This window comes from Photobacterium sp. TLY01, from assembly GCF_021432065.1.
In the GTDB taxonomy this organism is placed as follows: domain Bacteria; phylum Pseudomonadota; class Gammaproteobacteria; order Enterobacterales; family Vibrionaceae; genus Photobacterium; species Photobacterium halotolerans_A.
On the sequence record NZ_CP090364.1, the window covers coordinates 146,748 to 163,908 of the forward strand.

Sequence of the window (17,161 nt, forward strand, 5' to 3'; positions counted from 1 at the left end):
GAATCCCCCGACAATCATCAGGCTTTCTTTTCTTCCGGCAGGATCAGGTTGAGCAAAATCGCCGTCAGGCCACCGGCTGCCATACCGGAGGACAGAATGCTCTTCACTACATCCGGCATGAACTGAAGAATTTCCGGTTTCTGCGCAATCCCCAAGCCCATTGAGAACGACAGCGCCATGATCAGAATCGCCCGGCGGTCCAGTTCACAGCGGGAGATAATCCGCACCCCAGAAGCGGCAATGGTACCGAACATCACGATGGTGGCGCCGCCCAGCACAGGTTCCGGGATCAGCTGAACCAGGCCGGCCACGGCCGGGAACAGGCCGAGCAGAACCAGCATGCCTGCAACAAAATAGCCGATGTAACGGCTGGCAACGCCGGTCAGCTGGATAATGCCGTTGTTCTGGCTGAAGGTGGAATTCGGAAAGCTGTTCAGCACTGCCGCCAGGGCCGAGTTGATACCGTCGGCCAGTACACCGCCTTTGATGCGCTTGAGATAGACAGGGCCACTGACGGGTTGTTCAGACGTTTCCGAGGTGGCTGTGATATCGCCAATGGCTTCCAGTGAGGTAATGGCAAAGACGATCACCAGTGGGATCAGCAAAGACCAGTCAAACCCGAGGCCGTATTGCATTGGATCGGGCACCGCAATCAGGCTGGTTTCCGCGAGCTGGCTGCTGTCTATCATGCCCATTGCCCAGGCCGCGAGTGTACCGGCGGCCATGGCAATCACAATCGACGAGACACGCAGATACGGGTTTTTCATCCGGTTCAGCAGCACGATCAGCCCCAGTACGATGCCGGCCAGCAAGAGTTTGTCCAGACTACCGAAGCTGCCGTTTTCAATGGCCGCATAACCGCCGCCGATAGAGGTCAGGCCGATCTGGATCAGCGTCAGGCCAATCAGAGTGACCACAATGCCGGACACCAGTGGCGTAATGATACGACGGGTGTGCTGTAAAATACGCGAAATAGCTACTTCAGTGAGAGAAGCGGCGAGGATAGTGCCGAAAATAGCGGCCATCATGGTCGTTACATCCGCGCCGCCGGCTTTCATCGCCAGTCCGGCACCGATAATCGGGCCAAGAAAGTTGAAGCTGGTGCCCTGAATCGACAACAGGCCGGAACCGACCGGGCCTATGGTGCGGATCTGAATGAAAGAGGCTACTCCGGAAGCCAGCAGGGACATACTGACGATGGTATTGGTATCGCTGGCGGGCAGACCCAGCGCCTGACAGATAATCAACGACGGCGTAATCACGGCCACGAACATCGCCAGCAAATGCTGCAATGCGGCAAACAGGGTTTGCGGCAAAGGCGGTCTGTCATCGAGTCGGTAGATCAAATCGGATGAACGCGGTGGCGTGATCTCTTGGTGCTGGCCAGTCATGATGCTTCCTTATGGGCGTCGACAGAACGGCCTCAGGCTGCGAGACAGGCAGACGCTGAGACCAGACAATGACTCTTAGGTCAAAAGTGGCCACTATTCTAATGAGGTTGCTATTTTTAGCAAACGTTTGCGCGATTCAATTGACGGTAAAATCGCGATTAAAAGCAGAAAATAGCCACACATTGCAGCAATCAGCAAACTGAAGACGGATGATCAGGCGTTCGAGTAGTTTTCTTTTTGTCCCAGCCAGCGGTCAATGATCGCTTTGGCATTGGCCGGGTATTGATCGTGCAGATAGCGCGCCATTTTCTGAACCTGGGGGATCAGGTGCTGGTCGCGGACCAGATCAGCGACTTTGAAATCGGCAATCCCGGTTTGTTTGGTGCCGAGCAGTTCGCCCGGGCCGCGGATTTCCAGATCGCGCTGGGCGATCACAAAGCCGTCGCTGCTTTCGCGCAGGACGCCCAGACGCTGCTGCGCCGTTTTCGACAGCGGGGCATGATAGAGCAGCACACAGTGGCTGGCCACATTACCCCGGCCGACCCGGCCGCGCAGCTGATGGAGCTGGGCCAGCCCCAGTCGTTCCGGGTTTTCAATGATCATCAGACTGGCATTGGGCACATCCACACCAACCTCAATTACTGTGGTGGCGACCAGCAGGTGCAGTTCACCGGCTTTGAAGCGCTGCATCACGTCCTGTTTCTCGGCCGCTTTCATCCGGCCGTGCACCAGCCCGATTTTCAGTTCGGGCAATTGTGCGGTCAGTTCGGTGGCCGTATCGGAGGCTGCCTGAGCTTCCAGCACTTCGGATTCATCAATCAGGGTGCAGACCCAGTAAGCCTGACGACCCTCATTGAGACAGGCTGCGCGGATGCGCGCGATGATGTCGGCACGACGTGTGTCTGAAACGGCAACGGTCTGGATCGGTGTCCGGCCCGGTGGCAGCTCATCAATGACTGAGGTTTCCAAATCGGCATAAGCTGTCATGGCCAGCGTCCGTGGAATCGGTGTGGCCGTCATGATTAACTGATGCGGGTAGCGACCTTCATTGGCGCCTTTTTCCCGCAGCTCCAGCCGCTGGTGCACCCCGAATCTGTGCTGCTCGTCGATGATCACCAGCGCCAGGTTGCTGAACACGACTTGCTGCTGAAACAGAGCATGGGTACCGACCACCATTTTGGCCTCGCCGCTTTCAATGCGGGCCAGCTCAGTGTCGCGTGCTTTACCTTTGAGTTTGCCGGCCAGCCAGCCGACCTGAATACCAAGCGGTTCCAGCCACTGGGCAAAGTTCAGCGCGTGTTGTTCGGCTAGCAGTTCGGTCGGTGCCATCAGCGCGACCTGAAAACCGTGCTCTATGGCGCGGACCGCAGCTAAGGCGGCAACCAGGGTTTTGCCTGAGCCGACATCACCCTGGACCAGCCGCATCATGGGGACGGGTTTGGCGAGATCGCTTTCGATATCGGCGACCACACGCTGCTGCGCACCGGTCGGGCTGAAAGGCAGGCCGGCCAGTAATTGTTGTTTCAGGGTTTCACTCGACGGCAACGGCCAGGCTTGGTGCTGCTGGCTTTTTTCACGCACCGCCAGCATCGACAGGTTCTGTGCCAGCAGTTCTTCCAGGATCAGACGTTTCTGTGCCGGGTGTTCCCCTTTTTCTAACTGATCCAGCGACACATCCGGCGTGGGACGATGCATCACATGCAGGGCTTGCGCCAGGGTCATCTGGCGATCGTACAAACCTTCGGGCAGTAATTCGCTGACCGCGGCTTTGTCGAGCAGGTTCAGCGCCTGTTCGGTCAGGTTGCGCAGGGTCAGTTGGCGTAAGCCGTCTGTCGTAGGATAGACAGGGGTAAGAGTCTCTTCGACCGCCAGTGCGGTCGGTTCAGAAAACACGCTGTAATCCGGATGGATCACTTCCAGCCCGTGCTGACCGCGACGGATCTCGCCGTAGGCTTTGACCTGTTTGCCTTCGGACAGGGCGTTTTTCATCGCGGCATTGAAATTGAAAAAGCGCAGGGTGACAGTGCCTGTAGTATCGCTGATCTTGACCGTCAGCATCCGGCGCTTGCCAAAACTGACGGCGTGATGCAGCACTTCGCCCTGCACCGTCAGGTGCTGGCCGGGTGTCACTTCGCCAATCGGCCAGATCCGGGTGCGGTCTTCATAGCGCAGCGGCAGGTGGAACAGCAGATCCTGTACGGTGTGAAGGCCGATTTTGCTCAGTTTCTCCGCCATTTTGGCGCCGACGCCTGACAGTTCTGTCAGGGCGATGGTGTCTAGCATCTGTCCGCTCATGCCTGCTTACTCTGTGCGTTGTCCGTTCAGGGTTATTTTTTGCGCCGGGGTTTATCCCTGGATTGTATGGCCTGCCACCAAGCGTCATCAGCCACGATCTGACCGGCGTCGTCCAGCGGTGGGTAGGGCAGTTGTTTACGTTTGGCCACTTTCGCCAGCACCGGATGACCGCGTTCAAACAAGATACGGTGAACCGTATCGGCCGGCAGCGGCGTGGTGTCTCTGTCATACATGCCGGCGAGCTGGCGCTGGCGCTGCGCTTCATACAGGATCAGCGCACTGGCCACTGAGACATTGAGTGACTGTACCATACCTACCATCGGAATGATGATATCCTGATCGGCCAGGGACAGGGCTTCGGCAGTGATCCCGTTTTTTTCGCCGCCCAGGATAATGGCGGTGGGTTTGGTGTAATCAATCTCGCGAAAATCCACCGCGCGATCAGACAGGTGCGTCGCCAGCACCTGCATACCTTGCTGTTTCAGCTGGCCGATGGCATCGGGCATGCTGGTGTGGGTTTCCAGCTCAACCCAGTTGCGCGCGCCGGCGGACGTGTGGGCAAGCACCCGCATTTTTTCCGGCCATACGGCGTGGACTTTGTGCACGCCAACCGCATCGGCGGTACGGATAATGGCGGAGACGTTATTGGGTTTGTGCACTTCTTCCAGGCACAGGGTTAAATCGGGCTGGCGGGTAGCCAGCACTGACTGGATCCGCTGGTAACGTTCTGGCGTCATGATTCTGGTCTTGTTTCAGTTCTGGCTGAATGGCACGATTCAGCGCTCGGGAAAGCACAAACGCCCGGAGCGGGCGTTTGAGTGATCAGTGTTGCTGCGGCGGGCAGACATATCAGTTCTTCTGCCGGGCCACCCGGACCACGTTGGGCATCACCCGGATCCGGCGCATGATGTTGGCCAGATGAACCCGGCCTTTGGTTGTCAGGCGCACTGTGATGGTATACAGGCGGCCGTCTTTTTCTTCCGTCGACAATCCCTGAATGTTGGATCCGGTATTGGCGATGGTGTTGGTGAGATCGGCCAGCGCGCCCTGATGGTTCTGCATATCCACTTTGAGGTTGGTGACAAACTCCTGCTCAAAGTCCCGGCTCCACTCAACCGGCATGTATTTGTCCGATTCTTTCTGATAGCCGCGGATATTGGCGCATTCTTCGCGGTGAATGACCAGCCCTTTGCCCGGACTGACATAGGCCATGATCGGGTCACCATGAATCGGATGGCAGCAGTTGGCAAAGGTCAGCAGAATACCGTCAGCACCCCGGATTGGCATCCGGCGTTTGTCATCCGCCTGGGTTTCGTCATCCAGCGTGCCGAGCAGGCGGCGGGCGACCACCACACTCATCAGTTCACCCAGACCAATCGCAGCCAGCAGGGATTCTGAGTCTTTGAGACGCAGATCTTTGAGGACTTTGTCCAGCGTGACCGGGTCGACCTGATCGATGTTCAGCTCGCCCAGCGCATGATTGAGCAGACGGCGGCCCAGAGTGATCGACTCAGTACGGCGCATGGTTTTCAGCACCTGGCGGATCTTGGTGCGGGCCCGTGAGGTCACCACATAGTTGAGCCAGGCGGCATTCGGACGGGCGCCCGGCGCACTGATGATATCGACTGTCTGGCCGTTTTTCAGTGGTTTGCTCAGCGGATAAGGCTGACGGTCAATTTTCGCCCCGACGCAGGTGTTACCGACATCGGTGTGCACGGCATAGGCAAAGTCGACTGCGGTCGCGCCGACCGGCAGTTCGACAATCCGGCCTTTGGGGGTGAAAACGTAAATCTCATCCGGAAACAGATCGGATTTCACGTTCTCGATGAATTCGAAGGAGTTACCGGCGCTTTGCTGCAGCTCGATCAGGCTTTGCATCCAGCGCTGGGCTTTGACCTGCGCTGTGGTACCTGAGCTTTCACCGTCTTTGTAAGCCCAGTGCGCCGCGACCCCTTTATCGGCCATCTGATCCATGTCTTCGGTGCGGATCTGTACTTCAACCGGTACACCGTGCGGGCCGACCAGCGAGGTATGCAGCGACTGATAGCCGTTGGCTTTCGGGATGGCGATATAGTCTTTCATCCGGCTCGGACGCGGCTTGTACAGGTTGTGTACCTGGCCCAGCACGCGATAGCAGGTATCCAGGTTATCGACCAGCACCCGGAACGCGTAGATATCCATGATGGAATGAAAACGCTGTTCTTTGTTCTTCATCTTGTTGTAGATGGAGTACAGATTTTTTTCACGGCCCAGAACCTGGCCGTCGATCCCCGCATCATGAAGGCGACCTTCAATCTCGGCGTGAATACGGTTGATCATTTCTTTGCGGTTACCACGGGCAGCGGCAACCACTTCTTTCAGGACCCGATAGCGGTTCGGGTACAGTGCCTCAAAGCCCAGCTCTTCAAGCTCGGTCTTGATATTGTGAATACCCAGACGGTGGGCCAGGGGCGAGAAGATTTCCAGTGTTTCGCGGGCAATGCGGCGACGTTTATCCGGACGCAGCGCGCCCAGGGTGCGCATGTTGTGGGTCCGGTCGGCCAGTTTGATCAGGATCACCCGGATGTCATTGGCCATGGCCATGATCATCTTGCGGAAGTTTTCTGCCTGCGCTTCCTTGCGGTCGCGGAACTTGAGCTTGTCCAGTTTGGACACGCCGTCCACCAACTCTGCCACGGTCGAGCCGAAACGACTGTCGAGGTCGTCTTTGGTGACATCGGTATCTTCGATGACGTCGTGGAGCAGGGCGGCCATCAGGGTCTCATAATCCAGGCGCATTTCGGCCAGGATACGGGCGACGGCAATCGGGTGGATGATGTAAGGCTCGCCGCTGGAACGCGTCTGGCCTTCATGGGCGTCTCTTGCGACTAAATAGGCCTGCCTGAGCGCCTCAATCTGAGTCTCAGGCAGGTATTCAATTACAACTTCTTTCAGGCTATCAAAGAGATACAAATTGCCCGCTTCCTTGAATTAGCGCTGGTTACCTGCAATCGCACTGACTGCCGCCAGCTCAGCGGCTTCCTGCTCTTGCATTTCCTGACGCTCACGTGCATCCAGAATGTCTTTGGTGATCAGGCCTTCTTCGATCTCGCGCAGGGCGATCACTGTGTATTTGTCATTCTCTTCAGGAACCAATGGATCCTTACCGCCAGTCTGCATTTGACGCGCGCGGCGAGAAGCAATTTGAATCAGGTCGAAACGGTTGCCGATTTTATCAACAGCATCTTGAACAGTTACGCGTGCCATCGAGGACTCCAGTGGGTTTAATAAAAAGATGGAAAATTGTACAAAATTACTTACTGTTGCGCCAGTAGCGCAGCCAACATGCTGCTATATTTAGCAGCTTGCTTGTCTTGCTTCAATCGCTCAGCGCGGATGATGGCTTTAAAATCGATTAAGGCGACATCAAAATCGTCATTCACGATCACATAGTCATATTCAGTGAAATGCGAGATTTCAGAGCGTGCTTCATCCATGCGTCTGGCGATCACTGCCTCGCTGTCCTGACCGCGGGCGTTGAGACGACGCTCCAGCTCATCTTTGGACGGCGGCAGGATAAAAATACTTTTGGCTTGAGGCATCAGCGTGCGGATCTGTTGCGCGCCCTGCCAGTCGATGTCGAGAAACACATCGATCCCTTTGTTCAGTTGCTGTTCGATCCACAGACGTGATGTGCCGTAGAAGTTACCGAACACTTCGGCATGCTCCAGAAATGCATCCTGGGCAGCCAGCTCTTTGAACTCTTCCACGCTGACAAAATTGTAATGCACACCATGAACTTCACCCGGACGCATACCGCGTGTGGTGTGGGATACGGAGACTTTCATGTCATAGGTCGGGTTGGTTTCCAGCAGGGCATTGATCAGGCTGGATTTGCCTGCGCCGCTGGGGGCCGAAACTATGTATAACGTGCCTTTGCTCATTACCATTGTCACTCAAGTGGAAGAAAGGGCGCGCAGGGTATCATGAACTGCGGCTAAATTGAATCCGCAAGTGTGAAGTTTCGCTCCAGGGCCAAAAACCGCCTTCATGACCTTGCTCTTATAAAAAATAGCAGCTGGTTGCTGGGTTAGCGGGTCAGGGTTGTGAGCCGGGTGAAATTCTCCACCATGTGGTGGAAGCTGTAGTGCTGGCGGGCTTTCTGACAATTGGCTGCGCCAATCGCCTGCCATTGCTCGGGCTCGGACAATAAATGCTGAAATGCGCGGGCGTAGTGAGCGGGCGGTACGACAAAAGGCGTGTTTTCCGCGGCGACTATGGTTTTCACATCGCCCACATCGGTGGCGACAATCGGCAGGGCGGTTGCCATGGCTTCCAGCACAGATAAGGGCATCTGTTCAGTATCGGATGACAGGCAAAAGATGTCGCCCTGGGCCAGAAATCCCCAGACATCATCAATCCGTCCAGCCAGCCTGACCGTTTGTGTCAGGTTACGGGCCACAATGTAGGCCTCAAGTTCGGTCAGCATCGGGCCATCACCGCCGATCAGTAAGCGGCTGCGGGGGGCATGGCTGGCAAAGGTGTCGATCAGACGGTGGAGATTTTTTTCGGCGCGTAAGCTCGCCAGGGTGATCAGTGTGGTCACTGCAGAAGGCGGCCTTTTCTGAAGCGTTTCCGGCATGGCAATGCCATTGGGAAAATAGTGCAGCCGCTGTTCGGGGATCTGCCAGTGCTGCCGGGCGATGGCCATTAAGGTGTTGGACGGTACCACGACCTGGGTGTCCCCACTGAGCGCATGGCGGCGAAACAGATTTCGGCGCCGGTACAACTGGCTGGCTTCATCCGGGCTGAAGCCGTCTTCCCAGTGAATGCCCCGGCACAGGCGCAGCAGGCGGTTGCAGAAGGCCCATTCGATGGCGCCCCAGTTGTAGGTCATCAGGATATCGGGTTGATGACGGCTGATCAGGCGGTGAATGGTGTGCAGTCGCTGTGGCAGGCTCATGGCCTTGAGGGCCGGCATGGGCAGAAACTCGGCCTGCACATCGGTTGCCAGCCGGGACATTGCCTGATCGGCGCCGTCCAGCGAGATGATGGTGTGGCGATATTGTCCGGACAGGGCATTGGCCAATTGCGCGAAGCGGATTTGCGGGCCGCCCACGGCAAAAGTGGAAAAGACATGCAGTAAGCGGATCATTCTGAAACCACTTTGTCAGCATGCACGGGGCGCGGCGTGGCACTTTCACCACGGGTGACTTCGGCTTCTGTCTCAGCCGCAGGCGTCGCCTGATGCACCAGAATGGCCTGTTGATAAAAGCAGTCCCAGTCACTGACCGGCTGCCAGTTCAGCAGGCGCTTCTCAATGCTGGTATCAAAACGGGCATTCATGGCGCGGGAGCGCAGATCGTACAAGGTGGGCACATCGGTTTTGCGGCCCGACAAGCGCTTGATGCCCCATTTACCCAGTTCCTGCAGAAACAGCCAGAAGGTCAATTGCGGTACATAGCGATAGGGGCGGCCCAGTCCCTTGCTGATCATGGCCACGTATTCGCGCGCGCTGGGGCGCACATCACCGACCAGGTTCAGTGCTTTGCCGGCAATGCCCGGCGCGGTCAGGGCAGATACCGCGGCGCTGGCAACATCGCTGGCCAGCACAAAAGGCAGGGGGTTATGGCCTAAGTTCCAGCCAATAAAATACTGGTTGTTATTGAAAAAGCCGACCCCGGTGTGATTCACCAATCCACCCTGACCGACCACAATGCCGGGCCGGAGCACGACAATGTCCAGTCCCTTGATTTCATGCAGCAGCAGGTGATCGGCCATGGCTTTGGCGCGGGCATAATGTGCCCGCTGTGCAGCCGCCGGGTCCGGCGGGGTGTCGCTGTGAATCACAGTTCTGTCGCTGCCGAGATAGAGCGAGGCGATGGAGCCCAGGTGCACCAGACGCGTGATCTGGTGAGTCTGACAGGCCTGGGCAATCAGCCGGGCCGAATCGACCATGGCGTGCTGAATGGTTTCCCAGTCACCGCTGGCACCGCCGTGGGCCAGATTGATGACATAAGTGGCACGTTGTACGGCGGTATCAACGGCCACGGGATCGCACACATCCCCCTGGATTAACTGCACGGCTGGCTGGTGATAAAAAGCAGGTAAAGCCTGAAGATTGCGCGCCATGATGCCGACTGAATCGTGTTTTTTCAGCAAGTGTTGCACCACATGACGACCGATAAAGCCGGTGCCGCCGATCACCAGCACATCGAAAGGCGTGTCGCAAGGTTGGTCGCTGTCTGGTTTAGCGGTGCAATGAACCGGCGGCTTCGCTGTTTTCAGCAGATCGGCCCCCTGGCTTTGGCTGGCCAGAAGATGGCATAGCGCCACCAGATCGCGGCCGAGTACGCCATCATGCAATAAGGGTTGCCCGGTCGCGATCGCCTGATAAAACTGGCCAATACTGGTTTTCATCGACAGGAAAAAAGGATCCTGCGAGTTTTTCAGGCCGGCGGTACTGAGCGCATAGTCGCTCAGTTGCCGCATTCCCTGCGACAGCAGACTGCTGGCCTGGGTACAGGCGGCCACGGCTGTATCCAGCGCCGGCAGAAAACGGCTGCGGTTTTGCACTATGGCTTGCTGGCGGACAAAATCCAGGCTCAGGCAGCCGTCTTCGCCGGTGATCTGCATTTCCCACACCGGAAAATCCTGACCCATCGCAAAGGAGAAATGAAAAGGAATATCCAGCTCGCCGATGGCATCCAGACGCTGAATCAAAGGCTGACCATTGCTGAGCTGCCGGGGCTGAGTGATTTGCGCCAGCACAGGCGCGTTCGGGCGGCCGAACAGACTGAGCAGCTGCGACAGCGGATGCACGGCCTGCTCGAGCAGTAAATTGACGGGCTGGCGGAACATCCAGTGACTGAACTGACCGGCTGCCAGCTGGCGTAACGGCATTTCATAGCGCAGGGAAACGGATTTCACCGGGCCAATGTCATGGTTGGCCAGATGCTGCCTCGCCCGGTCCATCACAGGATGAAAAATGAAATTCTGATTCACGGCCAGCGTGACCCCCTGTTGCTCAGCCAGGGCAATCAGCGCATCGCATTCCGCTTCGGTTTCAGCCAGGGGTTTTTCGACCAGCACATGTTTGCCGTGGCGGAGCAGAGTCGTGGTTAATGCAGCATGGAGATTGGGCGGAGTCAGTACATGGGCGCTGTCAAATTCGGCCTCTGCCAGCGCTTGTTCGATTGTGCTGAAGACAGAGGGGATATGGTGACGCTTTGCCAGAGCTTGTGCGGCAGAGCGATTGGGATCGACAACAGCACACAGCGCAATGCCATCCAGTGATCGGATGGCCGCCGCGTGAACATCAGAGATGTAGCCTGCACCAACCAGGATGACCTTCTTGTCTGTTTTTGCTGTCATGCTGCTACCTCTCCTTGGTTTTTTCTTGAAAAACAGTGACTAGATGAGCGTCGTGATTGAACTTTTATACGATGGTTTTGCCGCTCTTGTTAACTATAGTCAGTGCAGACAGGGACTGAGCTGCAACCTGATAAAGTCATGCGAAAGTTGAGAGCCGTGAACGCAGGCGGTGAGGTGGTGATGCCCGTCGAACGGGGTGGCGCAGGATCTGCTAATCTGAATCAAATCAGATTGATCTGTTCTTATCTGCGGGCTGGGAGACTGGCATCTTTCATCACCTCTCTGCGACGGAGTTCCCGAATATGGCGATTCGCCCCTTACTTGTTTGTCTGCTCTTGCTGCTGACCGGGTGTGGCAGCACAGGAGCCGGTTCATCCAGCCCGGCCAGCTATCACTACAGCAATGCGTGGTGGTACGACGATTATCTGTATTACTGGCACCATTATTATCCGAACTGCTGTCAGGGGGATGGCGAATACAAGGAGATGATGACCCAGTGGTGGCAAAGTCTGGATCCGGACAAGCAGCAGGAAATCAAAAACAAGTTCGACAACTGGCAAGGGGACCATGCTGATATTGCCGACAATCTGCCGGCGGTCAAAGCCCGGTTTGATCAGAAATGGCAGAGCCTGCCGCCGGAGACACAACAACGAGTCCAGCAGCAATTGCAAACCCGCCGCGAGCAAGGCCCGATGGATCGCTCTGCGATTCGCGCAAACCGGCCTGCGCTGCAGCGCGGTATGATGAGTCACCCCAATATTGGCGCGGGTCAGATGCGTGGCCAGGGAGGCGGCGGACTGCGGGGCAGGATGTAACCAGACGTCACACAGGTTCTCTGTTCCGAACCCGAGGACTGATTTTGCTCACGCGAAACATCAAAACTGTCGACACATTGCAGAGCGCCTGTTGTGCTGATTGAGTGTGATTTCCGAGAAATTTGCATTTTTTATGCCTTATTTATCGATTTTAGCTGATTTATCCCCTGGGTTTTGTCACTTTTAACGCGCTGACCTGATTGCGAGTACAGTCACAATTGTCGACAATCTTGTTGATTGTTGACAATCTGTCTTCTATTTTAAGGTCATACTCTTGGGGAGCACGACAGTCAGTGATGATCTTCCTGCTCACCCACTGACAGAAGATGAAAAGACGGCGACGGCACATTTCGGGTTGCCGGCGTTTGATTGAAAAACAGATCCAGAACCCAGCCCAAAATTGAGGAAAATGCCATGAGTTTAAGTCCGGGGGCGAAATTCAGACTCGCCATTCAAAATAACCATCCTTTGCAGATTGTCGGCACTGTGAATCCCTACTGCGCCATGATGGCAAAGCAACTGGGCCATCAGGCCATTTATCTGTCTGGCGGTGGGGTGGCCAACGCTTCTTATGGATTGCCGGATCTTGGGATCACTACGCTCAATGACGTCTTGGTTGATGTCGAGCGCATTACCAATGCCTGTGACTTGCCGCTGCTGGTTGATATCGATACCGGCTTTGGCGGGGCATTTAATATTGCCCGGACCATTAAAGCCATGGAAAAAGCCGGCGCCGCAGCGGTGCATATGGAAGATCAGGTCGCGCAGAAGCGTTGTGGTCACCGGCCCAATAAGGCCATCGTCAGCCAGCAAGAAATGGTGGATCGGGTGAAAGCGGCGGTGGATGCACGTATCAATCCGGACTTTGTCATCATGGCACGGACAGATGCACTGGCTGTTGAGGGCATGGACAGGGCGATTGAACGTGCGATTGCCTGCGTCGAAGCCGGGGCCGACATGATTTTTCCGGAAGCGATGACGCAGTTGGACCAGTACCAAGCGTTCTCAAATGCACTGCGTTCAGCCACGGGGAAACATGTTCCGATTCTGGCCAATATTACGGAGTTTGGCCAAACACCACTTTACGATTGTGAAGCACTAGCACAATCGAATGTTGATATGGTGCTGTACCCACTCAGTGCATTTCGTGCCATGAATAAAGCAGCAGAGATGGTCTACAGCCATATTCTGGAACATGGCAATCAGGAAGCCATGCTGGAGAAAATGCAGACGCGTCAAGAGCTGTATCGTTACCTGAATTACCATGATTACGAAGACAAGCTGGATCAGCTGTTTTCAGAACAATCCTCGTAAGCACAGGCTGCGGTACGGGGAAGTCCGGAAAGAACCAGAAATGCGAAACAGAGCCCTGAAGGGCCGACTCCAATCACGTGAAACCGCTGCGCTATCGAGCTGAAGCTGGCTCAATGAGACCGATTCATCAAGAATCCGAAGCGCAACAAGAAAAGGAATTTCAACATGTCATCTCAGCAACTTAGCGGCGCTGGCCTGCGGGGTCAAAGCGCGGGCAGCACTGCTTTATGTACCGTCGGTAAAACCGGCACAGGTCTGACTTACCGTGGTTATGACATCACAGATCTGGCCAACCATGCTCAGTTTGAAGAAGTGGCCCACTTACTGCTCATCGGGCACTTACCCACGCAGGCTGAACTGGACCGATACAAAACCCGTTTGATCGGCCTGCGGGGCCTGCCTCAGGCCCTGAAAGAAGTCCTGGAGCGTATTCCTGCGGATGCGCACCCCATGGATGTGATGCGCACAGGGTGCTCCATGCTGGGGAACCTGGAGGCTGAGCATGATTTCTCGCAACAGCAAGCCGTGACCGAAAGAATGCTGGCGCTGTTCCCGGCGATAATCTGCTATTGGTATCGTTTCAGTCACGATGGCGTGCGGATCGACACGGAAGATACCCGTGAAGATTCTATCGGCGGGTACTTCTTAAAGATGCTGACCGGCGAAGCGCCAAGTGAACTGTTCAAGCAGGTGATGCACTGCTCGCTGATCCTGTACGCAGAACATGAATTTAATGCATCGACCTTTACGGCACGCGTCTGTGCTTCCACCCTGTCCGATCTCCACTCTTGTGTGACAGGAGCCATCGGCACTTTACGTGGACCGCTGCATGGCGGGGCCAATGAAGCGGCGATGGAGATGATAGAGCACTGGAAAACGCCGGATGAAGCCGAGCAAAATATTCTGCGCATGCTGGAGAACAAAGAGAAAATCATGGGCTTTGGTCATGCGATTTACCGTGAGAGCGATCCGCGCAATGCACTGATCAAACGCTGGTCTCAGGCCCTGTCTGAGCAGGTGGGTGATACGCACCTGTTCGCCGTCTCTGAGCGTGTGGAATCGGTCATGAAACGTGAAAAAGGCCTGTTCTGTAACGCGGATTTCTTCCATGCCTCGGCCTATCATTTCATGGGGATTCCAACCAAATTATTCACCCCGATTTTTGTCATGAGCCGTTTGACGGGTTGGGCAGCTCATGTGTATGAGCAGCGGGCGAATAACCGGATTATCCGCCCCAGTGCAGATTACACTGGCCCGGAACATCAAGCCTGGTTGCCCATCGAACAACGTGGCTAATCTGCTCGCCCTGACTGTGCCTTGTGCACGGTCAGGACATTGAGCCGATATTTTATCACTGGTTCACTCGAACCGGTTCTCTGTGATTTTTGGGATGGACTATGAACAGCCAATACAGAAAAACCCTGCCGGGCAGCCACATTTGCTATTTCGATGCCCGGGAAGCGGTGAATGACATCTCGCCGGGTGCTTATGACACCCTGCCTTACACCTCCCGTGTTCTGGCCGAAAACCTGGTTCGCCGCTGCGAACCGGAAGCGCTGACTGATTCTCTGAAGCAGCTGATTGAACGCAAACGCGATCTGGATTTTCCATGGTATCCGGCGCGCGTTGTCTGTCACGACATTCTGGGGCAAACGGCACTGGTCGATCTGGCCGGTTTACGGGATGCGATTGCTGAACAGGGGGGCGATCCGGCGAAAGTGAACCCAGTGGTGGAAACGCAACTGATTGTGGATCACTCGCTGGCGGTCGAGCATGGCGGCTTTGAACCGGATGCGTTTGAGAAAAACCGGGCGATTGAAGATCGCCGCAACGAAGACCGCTTTCACTTCATTGAATGGTGTAAAACGGCATTCAAAAACGTCAGTGTGATCCCGGCCGGTAACGGCATCATGCATCAGATCAACCTGGAGAAAATGTCTCCTGTGGTGCAACTGAAAGATGGCGTTGCCTATCCGGATACTTGTGTCGGGACAGACAGCCACACACCACATGTCGATGCACTGGGCGTGATCGCCATCGGTGTGGGCGGCCTGGAAGCGGAAACTGTGATGCTGGGACGTCCGTCGATGATGCGCCTGCCGGATATTGTCGGGGTCAGGCTGACTGGAGAGCGGAAACCGGGGATTACCGCGACGGATATTGTGCTGGCCATGACAGAATTTTTGCGCAGCGAACGCGTCGTTTCTGCTTACCTCGAATTCTTCGGCGAAGGGGCGAAAGCGCTCACCATCGGTGACCGCGCGACGATTTCCAATATGACCCCCGAATACGGTGCCAGTGCCGGGATGTTCTACATCGATGAGCAGACCATCAACTACCTGAAACTGACCGGCCGTGAACCGGAACAAGTGGCACTGGTTGAGCAGTATGCGAAACAGACCGGATTGTGGGCGGATGCCCTGGATACGGCGCTATATGAACGAGTCCTGGAATTTGATCTGTCGTCGGTCGAGCGCAACTTAGCCGGTCCGTCCAATCCGCATCGCCGTTTGCCAACGGCCCAACTGGCGCAGCGTGGTATTGCCGCGCCCTGGGAAGAAAAAGAAGGTGAGTTGCCGGATGGCGCGGTGATTATTGCTGCGATAACCTCGTGTACCAACACCAGCAATCCGCGCAATGTGGTGGCTGCGGGCCTGCTGGCGAAAAAAGCCAATCAACTGGGCTTAGTGCGCCAGCCCTGGGTTAAAACCTCTTTTGCGCCAGGCTCGAAAGTGGCCAAGCTGTACCTGCAAGAAGCCAACCTGCTCTCTGAACTGGAACAGCTGGGCTTTGGGATTGTGGGGTATGCCTGTACCACCTGTAACGGCATGAGTGGCGCGCTCGATCCTCAAATCCAGCAGGAAATCATCGACCGCGATCTGTATGCCACTGCGGTGCTGTCCGGTAACCGTAACTTCGATGGCCGTATTCACCCTTATGCCAAGCAGGCCTTCCTGGCGTCCCCCCCGCTGGTGGTGGCTTATGCCTTGGCCGGCACGGTGCGCTTTGATATCGAGCGGGACGCACTGGGCACGGATGCCAGCGGTCAGCCCATTTATCTTCACGATATCTGGCCGAGCGATGAAGAAATCGACAGGGTCGTCAATCAGTCCGTCAAACCTGAACAGTTTCATCAGGTTTACATTCAGATGTTCAAACCGGACGATGCCGAGCAACCCAGTCACCCGCTGTATGACTGGCGTCCGATGAGTACTTATATCCGCCGTCCGCCCTATTGGGAAGGGGCACTTGCCGGTGAGCGAACGCTCAGAGGCATGCGCCCGCTGGCGATTGTGGGCGATAATATCACCACAGATCACCTGTCGCCCTCCAATGCGATTCTGGCCAGCAGTGCGGCGGGTGAATATCTGACCCAAATGGGTGTGCCGGAGGAAGACTTTAACTCGTACGCAACGCACCGGGGGGATCACCTGACCGCACAACGAGCGACTTTCGCCAACCCGAAACTGTTTAATGAGATGGTTCAAGAGAATGGTGAACTGGTGCAGGGCTCTCTGGCGCGTCTTGAACCGGAAGGGACAGTCACCCGGATGTGGGAAGCGATAGAAACCTATATGGCCCGTAAGCAGCCGCTGATCATTGTTGCCGGTGCCGATTACGGCCAGGGATCTTCCCGCGACTGGGCAGCGAAAGGTGTGCGTTTAGCCGGGGTCGAAGTGATTGTTGCCGAAGGTTTTGAGCGCATTCACCGCACCAACCTGGTGGGCATGGGCGTGCTGCCCCTGCAGTTCAAAGCGGGCGTCAGCCGGCTCACCCTGGGGCTGGATGGGACTGAGCTGTATGATGTGGTCGGTGACATCCAACCGGGGGCTGATCTGGCGCTGGTGATTACGCGTCGAAACGGTGAAACACTGGATGTGGCGGTGACCTGTCGGTTAGATACGGCCGATGAAGTGCATGTCTACCAGGCGGGCGGTGTGCTGCAGCGTTTCGCGCAAGATTTTCTGGCCAATTAAGGTAAGGGAGCAAGGA

12 protein-coding genes are annotated in these 17,161 nt (G+C 56.1%); 4 read left to right on the plus strand and 8 right to left on the minus strand.

Annotated features, from left to right (window positions below; all coding sequences use genetic code 11):
* Positions 1-17 precede the first annotated feature (17 nt).
* The 8 genes from LN341_RS00705 to LN341_RS00740 all read right to left on the minus strand — a co-directional run bounded on the left by LN341_RS00705 (position 18) and on the right by LN341_RS00740 (position 11,039).
* Positions 18-1,391 carry a uracil-xanthine permease family protein gene (locus tag LN341_RS00705; protein ID WP_046220412.1) on the minus strand — a complete coding sequence of 458 codons (1,374 nt, stop codon included), beginning with the start codon at positions 1,389-1,391 and terminating at the stop codon, positions 18-20.
* A 213-nt stretch (positions 1,392-1,604) separates the two neighbouring features.
* Positions 1,605-3,686 (minus strand): ATP-dependent DNA helicase RecG, encoded by a 2,082-nt coding sequence (gene recG, locus LN341_RS00710; RefSeq protein WP_234203836.1) that lies wholly within the window; start codon positions 3,684-3,686, stop codon positions 1,605-1,607.
* 32 nt (positions 3,687-3,718) lie between these two features.
* Entirely contained in the window at positions 3,719-4,423 is a 705-nt protein-coding gene (gene trmH / locus LN341_RS00715) for a tRNA (guanosine(18)-2'-O)-methyltransferase TrmH (RefSeq protein ID WP_234203837.1), read from the minus strand.
* 112 nt (positions 4,424-4,535) lie between these two features.
* Positions 4,536-6,638 (minus strand): bifunctional GTP diphosphokinase/guanosine-3',5'-bis pyrophosphate 3'-pyrophosphohydrolase, encoded by a 2,103-nt coding sequence (gene spoT, locus LN341_RS00720; RefSeq protein ID WP_046220409.1) that lies wholly within the window; start codon positions 6,636-6,638, stop codon positions 4,536-4,538.
* A gap of 18 nt (positions 6,639-6,656) precedes the next feature.
* On the minus strand, positions 6,657-6,932 hold the full coding sequence (rpoZ, locus tag LN341_RS00725; RefSeq protein WP_027250547.1) for a DNA-directed RNA polymerase subunit omega: 276 nt from the start codon (positions 6,930-6,932) through the stop codon (positions 6,657-6,659).
* A 50-nt stretch (positions 6,933-6,982) separates the two neighbouring features.
* On the minus strand, positions 6,983-7,609 hold the full coding sequence (gene gmk, locus LN341_RS00730) for a guanylate kinase (RefSeq protein WP_046220408.1): 627 nt from the start codon (positions 7,607-7,609) through the stop codon (positions 6,983-6,985).
* Positions 7,610-7,755: 146 nt separating this feature from the next.
* On the minus strand, positions 7,756-8,820 hold the full coding sequence (locus tag LN341_RS00735; RefSeq protein ID WP_234203838.1) for a glycosyltransferase family 4 protein: 1,065 nt from the start codon (positions 8,818-8,820) through the stop codon (positions 7,756-7,758).
* Entirely contained in the window at positions 8,817-11,039 is a 2,223-nt protein-coding gene (locus LN341_RS00740) for a Gfo/Idh/MocA family oxidoreductase (RefSeq protein WP_234203839.1), read from the minus strand. Before LN341_RS00740 ends, LN341_RS00735 begins: the two co-directional genes overlap by 4 nt.
* A 302-nt stretch (positions 11,040-11,341) precedes the next feature.
* On the opposite strand from LN341_RS00740, the gene LN341_RS00745 reads away from it, so the two are divergent.
* The 4 genes from LN341_RS00745 (at position 11,342) to acnD (ending at position 17,145) form a co-directional block, all read left to right on the plus strand.
* Positions 11,342-11,854 carry a hypothetical protein gene (locus LN341_RS00745; protein WP_234203840.1) on the plus strand — a complete coding sequence of 171 codons (513 nt, stop codon included), beginning with the start codon at positions 11,342-11,344 and terminating at the stop codon, positions 11,852-11,854.
* Between the two features lie 414 nt (positions 11,855-12,268).
* Entirely contained in the window at positions 12,269-13,168 is a 900-nt protein-coding gene (gene prpB / locus LN341_RS00750; protein ID WP_046220406.1) for a methylisocitrate lyase, read from the plus strand.
* A gap of 165 nt (positions 13,169-13,333) precedes the next feature.
* Positions 13,334-14,464: a 2-methylcitrate synthase gene (prpC, locus tag LN341_RS00755; protein ID WP_234203841.1), complete on the plus strand. Its 1,131-nt coding sequence runs from the start codon at positions 13,334-13,336 to the stop codon at positions 14,462-14,464.
* Between the two features lie 101 nt (positions 14,465-14,565).
* A complete protein-coding gene (gene acnD / locus LN341_RS00760; RefSeq protein WP_234203842.1) occupies positions 14,566-17,145 on the plus strand; it encodes a Fe/S-dependent 2-methylisocitrate dehydratase AcnD in 2,580 nt (859 codons plus the stop codon).
* The last annotated feature ends 16 nt before the right edge of the window (positions 17,146-17,161 follow it).

What these genes read in the sequence shown, in the direction of transcription:
- LN341_RS00735 (WP_234203838.1), bottom strand. Translation starts at nt 8,820, where the DNA reads ATGATCCGCTTACTGCATGTCTTTTCCACTTTTGCCGTGGGCGGCCCG.
- rpoZ (WP_027250547.1), bottom strand. Translation starts at nt 6,932, where the DNA reads ATGGCACGCGTAACTGTTCAAGATGCTGTTGATAAAATCGGCAACCGT.
- trmH (WP_234203837.1), bottom strand. Translation starts at nt 4,423, where the DNA reads ATGACGCCAGAACGTTACCAGCGGATCCAGTCAGTGCTGGCTACCCGC.
- acnD (WP_234203842.1), top strand. Translation starts at nt 14,566, where the DNA reads ATGAACAGCCAATACAGAAAAACCCTGCCGGGCAGCCACATTTGCTAT.
- LN341_RS00745 (WP_234203840.1), top strand. Translation starts at nt 11,342, where the DNA reads ATGGCGATTCGCCCCTTACTTGTTTGTCTGCTCTTGCTGCTGACCGGG.
- gmk (WP_046220408.1), bottom strand. Translation starts at nt 7,609, where the DNA reads ATGAGCAAAGGCACGTTATACATAGTTTCGGCCCCCAGCGGCGCAGGC.
- prpB (WP_046220406.1), top strand. Translation starts at nt 12,269, where the DNA reads ATGAGTTTAAGTCCGGGGGCGAAATTCAGACTCGCCATTCAAAATAAC.
- recG (WP_234203836.1), bottom strand. Translation starts at nt 3,686, where the DNA reads ATGAGCGGACAGATGCTAGACACCATCGCCCTGACAGAACTGTCAGGC.
- LN341_RS00740 (WP_234203839.1), bottom strand. Translation starts at nt 11,039, where the DNA reads ATGACAGCAAAAACAGACAAGAAGGTCATCCTGGTTGGTGCAGGCTAC.
- prpC (WP_234203841.1), top strand. Translation starts at nt 13,334, where the DNA reads ATGTCATCTCAGCAACTTAGCGGCGCTGGCCTGCGGGGTCAAAGCGCG.
- LN341_RS00705 (WP_046220412.1), bottom strand. Translation starts at nt 1,391, where the DNA reads ATGACTGGCCAGCACCAAGAGATCACGCCACCGCGTTCATCCGATTTG.